Here is a 12,458-nt window from a genome sequence, read left to right as displayed (position 1 = left end):
AATACGCAAGATAAACTTTATGCGGGCGCTTGTAAATATTTACTAAGGATGCCCATCAACGCCCCAATATCAATCGGTTTAGCCAAATGATAATTCATGCCCGCTTTGATAGCGTTTGTCACGTCTTCGGAAAAAGCGTTGGCGGTCATGGCTATAATTGGCATATGTGCGATATCCCTTCGTTGGAGGGAACGAATCTGCCGGGTCGCCTCATAACCGTCCATGATAGGCATCTGGATATCCATCAGTATTATCTGGTAAAATCCTTCTTCCGATTGGGAGACTTTATGTACGGCGTCGAGCCCATTTATCGCCGTATCGATAGTGATACCGGTGCTGCCGATGATCTCTACGGCGATCTCACGATTTAACTCGTTATCCTCCACCAGCAAGATGCGCTTGCCGGAATAATCGACGTTTGATAACTTGAATGGGCGGATCGGTTCCGGCTGGTCTCCTTCGTCAAGGAAAGATCTCAATACTTGGAGTAGCTTGGACTTATAGAGAGGCTTGGTGATGAATCCATTGGCCTTAACCTCCTTAGCCTCTGCCTCATATTCCTCAAGATCGTATGCGGAGAGAATGATGATCGGTACGTCCGCTCCCACGAAACGTCTGATTTGCCGGGTTGTTTCAATGCCGTTCATTTGAGGCATCTTCAAGTCAATGATCACGGCGAAATACTCTTTCTCCGCTAAATGATGCTGTCGTACTTTTTCTATAGCTTCTCTACCTGAATATACGCATTCACTGTTTATCCCGATCTCTCGCAAACAGCTAGACGTGTTTAGACAAGCGATCTTATCATCATCTACCACAAGAACCTCTAAACCTTCTACCTCTATCTTATCATCGGGCTTCTGATCCCGGCAAACCAATGGCATGTCGATGGTGAAGCGGGAACCTTTGCCATATTCACTCTCCACCTTGATATCTCCTCCCATCATCTGAATGATCTTATGGCTGATCGACATCCCGAGGCCAGTACCTTGTATCCTCTTGATCTCATCATCGCTCGCACGCTCGAAAGGCTCGAAAATCTTATCCAGAAACTCCGGTTTCATACCTCTTCCGTTATCCTCAAACACGAATTGATAATTTCCGATGCCATTATGAGGGGCCTTCTCGTAGATCTCTATCGTGATTCGCCCATTCTCCGGCGTATACTTAATTGCGTTCGAGAGGATATTCATCAATACCTGCTTGATACGCTGCGTATCGCCTTTTACATTCTCATGCCTCAGGTTCTTGACGTGTATATTTAAAGTTTGTTGTTTGTTTTTGATCTCCGGTTGCATCATAACGACCAAGTCTTGCAAGAGCTCACCCACATTGAACTCATCCTCCGAAAGAATTAACCTGCCACTCTCGATCTTGGACATATCGAGAACCTCATTAATCAGACTCAATAATAATTTAGAGGCTCCATTGATTTTTTCCATACAATCTAGTATTCTTTCATGTTCATCTACATGGGCTTTGGCTATAGTCGCCATTCCCATGATGGCGTTCATGGGTGTACGGATATCGTGGCTCATGCGGGCGAGAAAATCAGATTTGGCTTGGTTGGCTTGTTCCGCCGACTTTAGTGCTTCTTTAAGTTGCTTTGACTGTTTCTCCAGTTTCTTTTGCAACTCCCTCTGTTCGGTAATGTCGGTGATATTGATGTAAACGATAAGATAGATAGGCTCGTCACCTTCCCAGCCAATACATTCCCCGTTCAACTGTAGCCAAGCGTCGTTTCCGTTTTTGTCTTTCGACTGGATAACGAAATGTACAGGTTCCCCTTTTAGCATACAGGAGATATGTGCGTTCATCGTATTACGGCTTGTTTCATCTAAACGGGAGAAAGGACTGAAAGATAAAAAAGAATTTTTATCGATACCAGAGAAGTCCATATATTTATCATTTGCCTCCAGCAATGTAAAACTGCCGTCTTTATGTACTTTATGCTTGGATATGAAGCCGGGGATATTATCATAAGTGATCGTTTGCTCGATCCGCCTTCGCATTACGTCCTCTACATCGGTCATTACCGTATAGGAGATAGGGATGCCGTCTTGTAGTTGGTCGGTAAACGTTGAGGTGATTTTAGTCCATCTTTTTCCTTTTCTCGTTGGCATCTGGATAACGGTTTCGTAACCGCTGGCTTTATTAGCTATCGTCTCGTAAACATTCTTGGATAATATATTCCAAGCTTCATCATAACCTTTAAAATACAAATCGGGTTTATTGTGGAAAAGAGCTTCATATTCTTCTTTGGGGTAACCTATCATATCGTAATAGAAGTCATTTGCCCATAAAAGTGTGAAATGCTCATCCAATAAATGTTTGCTAACGCTAGCTCCCGTAAGCCCCATCAATAAGTTGTATTCTAGATCCGTCTCTCGCCCTTCCATCGTATGTCTTTTTATATTATCCTACAAAAGTAAAAATTATAAAAGGTACCCTTGAAATTCTTCTTTTTGATAATATGTTCCGTTTTTGCTTTCGGCTAGTCGGATGTTTTCTGGTAACAAGAATAGGTATACGATTTACCCCTGTATTCTTGTGGAGTCATGCCTACATTTCGACGGAAGAACTTATTAAAGAACGATAGATTATTAAAACCGAGGTCCATCGCTATGTTCTTGATTTCTCGGTTGGTCCCTTTCAACTGAGCCTTAGCGTCTATGATTATTGTTTGCGTGAGGATCTCTTGAGGAGTCTCTCCGATCGCTTTTTTGATGGATGTCGAGAAATAAGAGAACGTGAGGCCCAACTTCTCGGCATAAAACGATACGTTATGCTCTTTCGTATAGTATCTCAATACCATATTTAGGAACTCTTGATAGATTTGTAACGGACGTGTAAGTTCCTGTTTCTCTAATGGGTAAATTTTACTGTATATTTCTATGATACCTTGACTACACATCATGAAAATGGCCTTTATCATCTCTTTATTGTTCAAGATATCGGGATATACGGCATATTGATAGAGAAGCTCGTAGAAGTTCGTGATCAGGTTGGCCCTGTTTTGGGATATTTTTATAATCGGATACCTGTAAATCATCAGTAGATAACCCATCGTGCTCTTGATAAAATTGGTGTAACACATAAAATCGAAAGAGAACGCTATGAAATAGATCAAGATGTCGGGGGATATCTCATGTATTTGTATGCGACTATTGGGCAATAGCGTTACAACATTGAGTTTCGAAGTGGTCAATTCTGACATATTGATAGTTGAGCGTATTTGCCCTTCCATGCAAAGGATAAAGACCCCAGCTTTTATCTTACAAGGAATATTTATAAACTCCTTGAGTTCGTCGGCGGATATGTATTTACCAACCATAAAGTCCGTAGGTGAATCAAGGCAGAGGAACTGTTTATCCATATTGTAAGATTTTTGACGTCAAATATAAATATTAATTGAAACTCAAATGTTGTAAAAGGAAATATGGAACATATTATCCCAAAAAATAGTTAGCCAAGACTAAATAAGATCCTTTACACCCATAAACTTGAACGGTTGCGCCGGCTTAAAGTCTTGTGCGACCAGTCGCTACCATCCCGTTTGTTCCCGAATAAACTACTCTTGTACACATGATTTTCAACTTTTAATAGGTTATCTTCAAATATTTGATTGATATATCAACAGTTAGAACCTCTTAATGTTCAGTTTACGTTTTCGCGTCAAAGAGTACGGCGGCCTTGAAACCTTTTTCCTGCAATTCCCTTAGGTGAGATTTAGCATAAAGGATACCACTCATACTACTTTTCCGAAGGTGTTTTCTAGATTACCTTGTTCCTCTTTGTTGGGTTTGATAAATGGCGATAAGACTAAATAACATTCCTGATAAGACAAGGTAAGACTTCGTAAGTGAGTGGTAACATAGTTTCTTTTAAGAATACGTTTCTTTTGTATGAACGAAAAATGATAAAAACAAACCGATATGAAACGTACTATTTACTACATGATTTTATGCTTGCTGATGAGTCTCGGTGAGATTATGGCACAAGGTATTTCCGGGAAGGTGATGGATGGCAAGGAACAGCCGGTAGATGGAGTGGCGGTGATTTTACAGACCCTCGACTCTGTATATGTGGATGCCGTGGTTACCGATACGCTTGGGGATTTTCGATTGAATCATCCGCTAGACCAGTCGTATCGACTTATTTTCCAACACATCTTATATAATATGGTAGAGAAAGAGATAACTACCGCCAACGTAGGTACGGTGGTGCTGGAGGAGAAAGATTATCAGTTGGCCGAGATTACCGTAAAGGGAGAACGCCCGCAAGTGAAACTGGAGGGAGGCAAGCTGACGTATGATGTCCCTCAACTGATGAAGGATAAGACTGCCACGAACGCTTTTGAGATCATCAAGGACTTACCGGGGCTTATCGAGCGGAATGATAATCTGGAGCTGGTAGGGGCCAGTCGTTTGAATATAATCTTGAATGGGCAGTTGACGACAATGTCGGCAGATCAATTAATCCAGTTACTGAAAACTATGCCGGCCTCAAGGGTCGAAAAGGCTGAGGTGATGTATAACGCTCCAGCTAAATATAATGTCAAGGGGGCGTTACTCAATGTCGTATTGAGTAAGAATGAGTCCGAGACTCCTTCTTGGCAAGGTGAAACGGGTGTGGATTACACCCAATATCGCCATGCGGGGGGAGATGCGCATGTGAATTTACTTTATACGAATAAGGGCTTTAGCATAGATTTCCTGTTGAATGGTAATAAGAGACGGGATGTGATGGGGGAGGATATGTTGGCCCGCCATACATTAAATAGTGGTATGACGGAAATAAGCCAACATAATCGGGCCCTTGTCCATGTAAATAGAGGAACGGTTCGTCTGGGAATGGATTATACGTTCGCGAATGAGGATAAACTCTCTTTGGCATATTATCTGAAGGGAGATAAAGTCTTATCGGACCGTGATGCCTTTACCTCATATCTGGATCTGTCGAAGCCGGAAAATAAAAGTGAGAGTACGAGCTTGGTCCGTGATGACGGGCACTCCGCTATTCATAATATACGTTTACAATATGACGGACATGCCGGGATATCGGCAGGAGCGGATTTCACCCGTTATCATTCGCCCTCGGTACTTGATTACCAGGATACGAATACGAATGGTTCCCGGACTGATATGATAAATAATACGAGACAGGATGTATCCCGCTGGTCCGTATTCCTAAATAAGACACATAGTTTCGCTTCCGGGTGGGGATTGAATTACGGCGTGCATGGAGGTTACGCCTCGTCGAAAAACTATTCGGAGTATTTATATGAGCAAGGTGCTGGCTATGAGATGGACGAGGAAGCGTTGGAGGATAATACACAAAAGGAATACATCGCTGATATTTTCGCCGAGGTATCGAAAAGCTTCGGAGAGCGTTTCTCTGCTACGGTCGGGCTGAAAGGGGAGTATTTTAAGTCTGACTACGCCTCTAGCCGGGAAAATATGAACCTATGGAATGAGGGGGCGTTGTTTCCCACCGTATCCCTGAGCTATACGTTTTCTCCCCGACATATTTTACAATTCGATATAAGTAGCGATAAGACCTATCCCGGTTATTGGCAAGTCTCCCCGCAAGTAACGCCTCTAAACTCTTACTCGGAGGTGGCGGGAAATCCCTTGTTGAAACCTTATCGCACGTATGAGGGGCAGATGGTCTATATCTTCCGCCAAAAGTATATGCTGGTAGCGTTCTGTGAATACACGCCGGATTATTTCGCCCAACTTCCTTATCAAAGCGATACGGAACTGAAGACCGTTTTTCGTTTCGAGAATATGGATTATAGTCTGGAAGCGGGATTGGCGGTGATCATTCCTTTTAATGTGGGTCGTTTTTGGAATAGCCGCATCACACTGCGAGGTTGGAGGATGCAAGAGAAGAATGATAACTTCCACGGCATCTCATATAACCGTGAGGCTTATCTAGGGTTAGCGCATATGAGTAACACATTTAACCTATGTGATAAACCGAATTTAAAAATGACGATAGACGGCCAATACGTGACTCCCGGTGCCATCCAAGGTATATACGACTTGGGTTCCATGTATGAGATATCCGCTGGATTAAAATGGACTTTCTTGAATGACCGTGCCAGCTTGACACTTAAAGGAGACGATATTTTCGCCAGCAGCATTCCACGTACCATCAAGATAAACCAAGGCAATCAATGGAGCCGGATGAGGAAATTGAATGATGAGAGATGTCTGAAATTATCTTTTGTCTGGAAGTTTGGTGGTTACAAGGAGAAGGAACATGATTCGATAGACACATCCCGTTTCGGAAAATAATAGATGCCTTGTAGTTTCATCCTAATGAACTCTTTGTTTCAATAGGATGAAACTGGATGCTCTTTTAAAGGAAATCCTATATTGCTTTCGTACTCGCTTCTATCTGTTCCATTAGCAGGGTGATATTGCTCATGAATAATTTTACGGATATCGCCAATAAAATGATACCGAAGAATTTACGGATCAAGTAAATACCGCCTTTTCCTAAAACCCTTTCCACCTTCCGTGTCATACGAACCACGAAATATACCCATAGCATATTCAGTATTAACGCCACGATAATATTCACGCTGGCATATTCCGCACGGAGCGATAATAAAGTGGTGAACGATCCCGCTCCGGCTAGCAACGGGAATACCAGCGGCACCAACGTAGCCTCCTTGATTGGCCCTTGATTCTTGAAAATCTCTATGTCGAGAATCATCTCTAAAGATAGGAGGAAGATCACAAAAGCGCCGGCCACGGCAAACGACTCGATGTCCACATGGAAAAGCCTGAGTAATATATCCCCGGCGTAGAAGAACCCTAATAACAATAGAAAAGAGATTAGGGTTGCCTTCAACGCATTGACATCCTTGCCTTTATCCTTTAGGTCTATGATGATGGGAATAGCTCCGATTATATCGATAACAGCGAATAATACGATAAAGGCGCTAAGTATTTGCTGGAAATTGAAATTTGTGAACATGATGTTATCCTCCTGTGTTTTTTTATCCTCGTAAAGATACATATTTTCTTTGAATTGGTCAATATGACGAAATTATTGGTGTGTGTAACTAATTTTAGCAGGCCTGAACTATCAACGTGTCAGAATTGTTCTTATATTAGAAGCAATAATCATTAAATCGAAAGGCCATGGGAGCAAAGAAGAATTTTGTGTTGGACACGAATGTCATATTACATGACTATAAGTGCATCGAGAACTTTCAGGAAAATGATATCTATCTACCCATCGTGGTATTAGAAGAGTTGGACAAGTTCAAGAAGGGGAGTGAGCAGATCAATTATAATGCCCGTGAGTTTGTTCGGGAGCTAGACTTATTGACCAGTAATGACCTGTTCTTGAAAGGCGCCTCACTAGGACCGGGAAAAGGTACACTCTATATCGTGACCGGTGATAAGTACCAGGAGAAAATAGCGCATTCTTTTCCGGATAAAACGCCAGATCACCGTATTTTGTCTTGTGCGTTGACGATCGCCGAGAAGAATCCGAAGATCAAGACAACCTTGGTCAGCAAGGATGTGAACCTTCGTATGAAGGCTCGTTCTTTGGGTATTCCCGTTGAGGATTATATCACGGATAAGGTCGTGAATGTAGATATTTTCGAGCGTGCGCAAGAGACCTATGAGAATATAGACCCCGATTTGATCGACAAGATCTACAGCTCTCCGGAAGGCGTGGACGCAGATTCGTTGGATATCAAGTCTAAGCTCGACCCGAACGAATGCTTTATCTTGAAAAGCGTACGTAATAGTGTATTGGCTCGCTACAATCCGTTTACGGATAAGATCAAGAAGGTGGATAAAGGCACGAACTTTGGTATCCAGCCCCGTAATGCCGAGCAGAGTTTCGCTTTCGAGGTGTTGAACGATCCGAATATCAAGCTGGTGGGGCTGACCGGAAAGGCCGGTACCGGAAAGACGTTGTTGGCGTTGGCCTCTGCCTTGAAACAAGCCGGCACGTATAAACAGATACTTTTGGCCCGTCCGATCGTCGCTTTGGCGAATAAGGATCTCGGTTTCCTTCCGGGTGACGAGAAGCAAAAGGTCGCTCCTTATATGCAACCTCTATTCGATAACCTGAACGTGATCAAGACTCAGTTTGCCCCGGGTAATCCCAATGTTCGTAAGATTGACGATATGCAGAAGAACAATCAGTTGGTGATCGAGGCGTTGGCCTTTATCCGGGGGCGTAGCTTGTCCGAGACTTATTGTATCATCGATGAGGCCCAGAACCTCACGCCGCATGAGATCAAGACGATTATCACCCGTGCGGGAGAGGGAACGAAGATGGTCTTCACGGGAGATATCCAACAGATTGACTCCCCGTATCTAGACGCCCAAAGTAATGGCTTGGCCTATATGATCGACAAGATGAAAGGACAGGACTTGTTCGCCCATATCAACTTGATAAAAGGCGAGCGAAGCGAATTATCTGAGTTAGCGTCAGATCTTTTGTAATTAATATAGGGAATTGAAGATTGAAAATAAACGCTTATGTGAAGCTTGATTTTTAATCTTCAATTCTTAATGATTAGTCATTTACACTCGGGCAGACATAAATCTTCCGGAAACTACCTTTACAGGAAGGGTCTCCCATATCTTTGATCTCATTCAGATGTTGTTTAAGATGGGCGGTTTCGCCGTGCTTTTGTAATTCCCCGTCGTTTTTCCAAGTCTCGGCGATAAAGAATTCGGTGCTATCGGTGAGGGACTGGTACATGCCGTAGTCGATACATCCCGGTTCTAGCAACGTGCTTTCCTTGCATTTCAAGAATGATTCCTTTAAGGCGGAGACACATTCGGGTTTTACTTTCCGTTTGATATTCAGTACGACTTCCATGTATTCTTTATTGCTTCCTCCATTCGTGCAACCGGATAGAGCGATTAATACGCAGGCCATTGAGATAAACACTTTCTTCATGATAGATTGTTTTTAAGTATTTGATACGACAAAAGTAGTGAATTTTTGATCTAAACACAGGAATTGAACATCTGATATTAAATTATTGTTGTTAGTGGAAGTTGGAATGGATATATTTGTGATAATATTAATAGCTATTTATGTTAAATTTAAAACAAGAGTCATGAGAAAGAGTTTGTTGTATGTATTTGCCGTGATTTGCACGATGGGTTTTTTTACGGCATGTGGTGATGATGACGATTCAAGTTCTTCCGGTAACTGGCAAGATCTGTCGAAAACGTACGAGGGTAAGAGCGTTTATCTGGTAATGGGTGAAGTGACAATCCCTGTTGACGGTAAATCGGTCGTGATTGCCGCTTCCTCTGCGGAGAAGGCATCCGTAACCTTGAACAATATCATCCCCGAAAATAAGTCGGTCGCTATCGATGCCGCATTGAAGGAAGCGGACGGCACTTATACGTTTACCGGCGAGAGTACGGTTGGCGATTGCGTGGTATCGGTAAATGGTACGGTGAAAGGGGGCGTAGCTTCTGTTGTTTATACTCGTAAATTAACTTCTTCTATCGTAGGTAATTGGAGCTTGAAAGCGGGTGCGGGAGCTATTTATGCGAATATAGTTACCGGGAATTCTACTATCGATAATCTCGTGCCTATGATAAAACCTGCTATCGGTAACTTGATTTGGGGCAAAGTAAGCGCTGTAAATGTTAACTTACCGGAAGATGGAATCTTCGATGTTTCTTGGAGACCTATAGGGGCTTCTGAGGATAAAGGAATCGGTGAGATCACGAAAATGGCAAGTATCCAATATTGTGTGGTAGACGGGAAATTTATGGTGGCTGTGGATAAAAATTATGTGACAGTCTTGACTACTTTATTACAACAGGCTGCTGGTGACAAATTGGAGGCCGCTGGTATCTCTATTGACGAGATCATGAAGCTTTTGGTTGATTTAGGAGGTTATTATGGTCTACCTCTTAACATGAAGGTGGATGGAAGTGAGGCTACTTTTTATGCGGATAAGGATTTAATCGTACCGGTTTTGACCATGATAGCTCCTATCTTGAAACCGATGGTTCCGGAGAATTATCAGCAAATGGTAGATATGGTATTGCAACTACTTCCGAACGCAAAAACGTTAGAGTTTGGACTTAATTTCACGAAATAATTGAAAATCCTAGGTTGTAGAGACGGGGCACGCCCCGTCTCTACAACTGGATGAAATTTGGCAGAGTTATACCAATATAGGAGTTAATCAATTACCTTGGTGCTTTCTGATATAAGAATATCGCTATAAATGTATAAACTATATTCGGTATCCAGGCCGCTACGGCAGGACTCACATAACCATTAATAGCGAAGGTGGAAGTAACCGTCATAAACAGGATGTAAGAAAAACTCAACGCCAATCCGATACCAATATTCATACCCATACCTCCCTTTATTTTTCGGGAAGACAACGACGCTCCGATAGAAGTCAAGATAAACGCCGCCATAATCGTGGCGAAGCGCTTATGATACTCGATCTGGAAGGTCTGTATATTCCCGATACCTCTTTTTTTCTGCCGGTTGATATACGTATTCAGTTCGGGCGTTGTCATCGTCTCGCAATCATTCACGGAAATCAGGAAGTCCGAGGGCACGATGGTCAAGGTCGTATCCTTACGGGAGCCTTGGGAAATATGTTCCCGCATGCCATCGAAATCACGGATCATATAATCGATAACGGTCCATTGATAAAGCGAGTCGTATTTGATCGACTTGGCGGTCAGGCGGGAGATCAATTTCTTATCCTCGAAATGCTCCAAAGAGAAACGGTATCCCATGTTCGAGCGAGCGTCATAGCTATCGAAATAAGCGATAACACCCGGCTCGATCTCCAATTGGGCGTTCTTTACGTAATCCACCTTCTTGTTACGGATATATTTGTTCTGGAAATCGATACGAGTCTCATTCGCCGGGGGAATGATGTAAGCGTTCAGGATAAACGTCACGATAGCGATAATCGTAGCCGAGACCGCATAAGGAAGCATTAACCTACGGAAACTCATACCGCTGGCAAGCATCGCTATGATCTCCGAACGATCCGCTAGCTTCGACGTGAAAAAGATCACGGCGATAAATGTGAACAACGGACTGAACAAATTGGCGAAATAGGGGATAAAGTTCAAGTAATAATCCACGATGATCGCCTTCAAGGGGACATCCGGATTCAAGAACTTATCGATCTTCTCGTTTATATCGAAAACGACGGAGATAGAGATAATCAAGGCGATAGCGAACACGTACGTGCCCAGAAACTGCTTAATGATATACCAATCGATCCGTTTTAGTTTAAATTTCATCTGTCTCGTTTTTTATAACCGGTTCGCTAATTGACGGACCATACCACTTTTCCATGTAGTAAAATCGCCAGCGATGATGTGTGCCCTCGCTTCTTTCACCAGCCATAGGTAGAAAGCGAGGTTATGGATAGAAGCGATCTGTAAGCCAAGCATTTCTTTCGCCTTGATTAAGTGGTGCAGATAAGCCTTGCTATATAAGGTATCCACGTAGGAATGTCCGTCCGGATCGACCGGCGAGAAATCGTTCTCCCATTTCTTGTTACGCATATTGATAGTACCGAAGCGGGTGAAGAGTTGGCCGTTGCGTCCGTTACGGGTCGGCATGATACAGTCGAACATATCGATGCCCCGTTCGATCCCTTCCAGCAGATTGATCGGGGTACCTACGCCCATCAAGTAACGAGGTTTATCTTTCGGTAAGATATCGTTTACGACCTCGATCATCTCATACATCTTATCGGTAGGCTCACCAACGGCCAGTCCCCCGATAGCGTTTCCATCGGCGCCTTTTCGGGCCACGTTCTCCGCCGCCCTCTGCCGCAAGTCTGTATAGACGCATCCCTGTACGATCGGGAAGAGACTTTGCCGGTAGCCGTATTTCGGCTCCGTGCTGTTGAAGCGGGCGAAACAACGATCCAGCCAACGCTCGGTTAGACCCAGTGATTGCTTGGCGTAATTGTAGTCGGCATCTCCCGGGCAACACTCATCGAAGGCCATGATGATATCCGCACCGATAGAGCGTTCGATATCCATCACCTTCTCCGGCGTGAACATATGCTTGGAGCCGTCGAGATGCGAGCGGAACTCGGCTCCCTCTTCATGCAGCTTACGATTGTCGGAAAGGGAGAATACCTGAAACCCCCCGCTATCGGTCAATATCGGGCGATCCCATGTATTAAACTTATGCAAGCCTCCGGCCTGCTCCAAGATCTGGATACCGGGACGAAGATACAGATGGTACGTATTCCCCAAGATGATTTGTGCTTTGGTATCTTCCTTTAGCTCGGTCATATGTACACCCTTTACCGTACCTTGCGTACCCACGGGCATAAAAATAGGCGTCTCGATTACCCCGTGATCGGTGGTAATCAAGCCCGCCCTAGCGTTCGATTTCGTATCGTTATACTGTAATTCAAATGTCATGTATCAAAAATTTGTGACAAAGGT

9 protein-coding genes and 1 pseudogene are annotated in these 12,458 nt (G+C 43.5%); 3 read left to right on the top strand and 7 right to left on the bottom strand.

The window, feature by feature from the left end:
• Positions 1 to 17: 17 nt before the first annotated feature.
• The 3 genes and pseudogenes from DWX84_RS06450 to DWX84_RS22155 form a co-directional block, all read right to left on the bottom strand.
• On the bottom strand, positions 18 to 2,399 hold the full coding sequence (locus DWX84_RS06450; protein WP_121960740.1) for a response regulator: 2,382 nt from the start codon (positions 2,397 to 2,399) through the stop codon (positions 18 to 20).
• 95 nt (positions 2,400 to 2,494) lie between these two features.
• Complete coding sequence (locus DWX84_RS06445; RefSeq protein ID WP_005862871.1) at positions 2,495 to 3,376, bottom strand: AraC family transcriptional regulator; 882 nt, start codon at positions 3,374 to 3,376, stop codon at positions 2,495 to 2,497.
• A 295-nt stretch (positions 3,377 to 3,671) separates the two neighbouring features.
• A pseudogene (locus tag DWX84_RS22155) lies at positions 3,672 to 3,752 on the bottom strand (cysteine hydrolase); the annotation flags it as partial.
• Between the two features lie 183 nt (positions 3,753 to 3,935).
• Between DWX84_RS22155 and DWX84_RS06435 the strand changes: the two are divergent.
• Positions 3,936 to 6,302, top strand: coding sequence for an outer membrane beta-barrel family protein (locus DWX84_RS06435; protein WP_048928251.1), 2,367 nt, complete (start codon positions 3,936 to 3,938; stop codon positions 6,300 to 6,302).
• 76 nt (positions 6,303 to 6,378) lie between these two features.
• Here the strand turns inward: DWX84_RS06435 and DWX84_RS06430 are convergent, their stop codons facing one another.
• Positions 6,379 to 6,990 (bottom strand): MarC family protein, encoded by a 612-nt coding sequence (locus DWX84_RS06430; protein WP_005857556.1) that lies wholly within the window; start codon positions 6,988 to 6,990, stop codon positions 6,379 to 6,381.
• A 167-nt stretch (positions 6,991 to 7,157) separates the two neighbouring features.
• On the opposite strand from DWX84_RS06430, the gene DWX84_RS06425 reads away from it, so the two are divergent.
• The gene (locus tag DWX84_RS06425; RefSeq protein WP_048928252.1) at positions 7,158 to 8,483 is read left to right on the top strand and encodes a PhoH family protein; all 1,326 of its coding nucleotides are present in this window, start codon (positions 7,158 to 7,160) and stop codon (positions 8,481 to 8,483) included.
• A gap of 73 nt (positions 8,484 to 8,556) precedes the next feature.
• Here the strand turns inward: DWX84_RS06425 and DWX84_RS06420 are convergent, their stop codons facing one another.
• The gene (locus tag DWX84_RS06420) at positions 8,557 to 8,946 is read right to left on the bottom strand and encodes a putative quinol monooxygenase (RefSeq protein WP_048928253.1); all 390 of its coding nucleotides are present in this window, start codon (positions 8,944 to 8,946) and stop codon (positions 8,557 to 8,559) included.
• A gap of 163 nt (positions 8,947 to 9,109) precedes the next feature.
• Here DWX84_RS06420 and DWX84_RS06415 point away from each other — a divergent pair, with 163 nt between their 5' ends.
• Complete coding sequence (locus tag DWX84_RS06415; RefSeq protein WP_122297265.1) at positions 9,110 to 10,114, top strand: DUF4925 domain-containing protein; 1,005 nt, start codon at positions 9,110 to 9,112, stop codon at positions 10,112 to 10,114.
• A gap of 91 nt (positions 10,115 to 10,205) precedes the next feature.
• Here the strand turns inward: DWX84_RS06415 and DWX84_RS06410 are convergent, their stop codons facing one another.
• Together DWX84_RS06410 and tgt are read right to left on the bottom strand one after the other, a co-directional pair.
• Positions 10,206 to 11,291 carry an LptF/LptG family permease gene (locus tag DWX84_RS06410; protein WP_005857475.1) on the bottom strand — a complete coding sequence of 362 codons (1,086 nt, stop codon included), beginning with the start codon at positions 11,289 to 11,291 and terminating at the stop codon, positions 10,206 to 10,208.
• 12 nt (positions 11,292 to 11,303) lie between these two features.
• The gene (tgt, locus tag DWX84_RS06405; protein ID WP_005857473.1) at positions 11,304 to 12,434 is read right to left on the bottom strand and encodes a tRNA guanosine(34) transglycosylase Tgt; all 1,131 of its coding nucleotides are present in this window, start codon (positions 12,432 to 12,434) and stop codon (positions 11,304 to 11,306) included.
• Positions 12,435 to 12,458 lie beyond the last annotated feature (24 nt).

Source organism: Parabacteroides sp. AF21-43, from assembly GCF_003635435.1.
Taxonomy (GTDB): Bacteria; Bacteroidota; Bacteroidia; order Bacteroidales; family Tannerellaceae; genus Parabacteroides; species Parabacteroides distasonis.
This window is presented reverse-complemented; position numbering and strand designations above follow the sequence as displayed.

Excerpts from the sequence above, each read along its gene's own strand:
- DWX84_RS06450 (WP_121960740.1), bottom strand. The coding sequence starts at position 2,399 with ATGGAAGGGCGAGAGACGGATCTAGAATACAACTTATTGATGGGGCTT.
- DWX84_RS06415 (WP_122297265.1), top strand. The coding sequence starts at position 9,110 with ATGAGAAAGAGTTTGTTGTATGTATTTGCCGTGATTTGCACGATGGGT.
- DWX84_RS06425 (WP_048928252.1), top strand. The coding sequence starts at position 7,158 with ATGGGAGCAAAGAAGAATTTTGTGTTGGACACGAATGTCATATTACAT.
- DWX84_RS06430 (WP_005857556.1), bottom strand. The coding sequence starts at position 6,990 with ATGTTCACAAATTTCAATTTCCAGCAAATACTTAGCGCCTTTATCGTA.
- DWX84_RS06420 (WP_048928253.1), bottom strand. The coding sequence starts at position 8,946 with ATGAAGAAAGTGTTTATCTCAATGGCCTGCGTATTAATCGCTCTATCC.
- tgt (WP_005857473.1), bottom strand. The coding sequence starts at position 12,434 with ATGACATTTGAATTACAGTATAACGATACGAAATCGAACGCTAGGGCG.
- DWX84_RS06410 (WP_005857475.1), bottom strand. The coding sequence starts at position 11,291 with ATGAAATTTAAACTAAAACGGATCGATTGGTATATCATTAAGCAGTTT.
- DWX84_RS06435 (WP_048928251.1), top strand. The coding sequence starts at position 3,936 with ATGAAACGTACTATTTACTACATGATTTTATGCTTGCTGATGAGTCTC.
- DWX84_RS06445 (WP_005862871.1), bottom strand. The coding sequence starts at position 3,376 with ATGGATAAACAGTTCCTCTGCCTTGATTCACCTACGGACTTTATGGTT.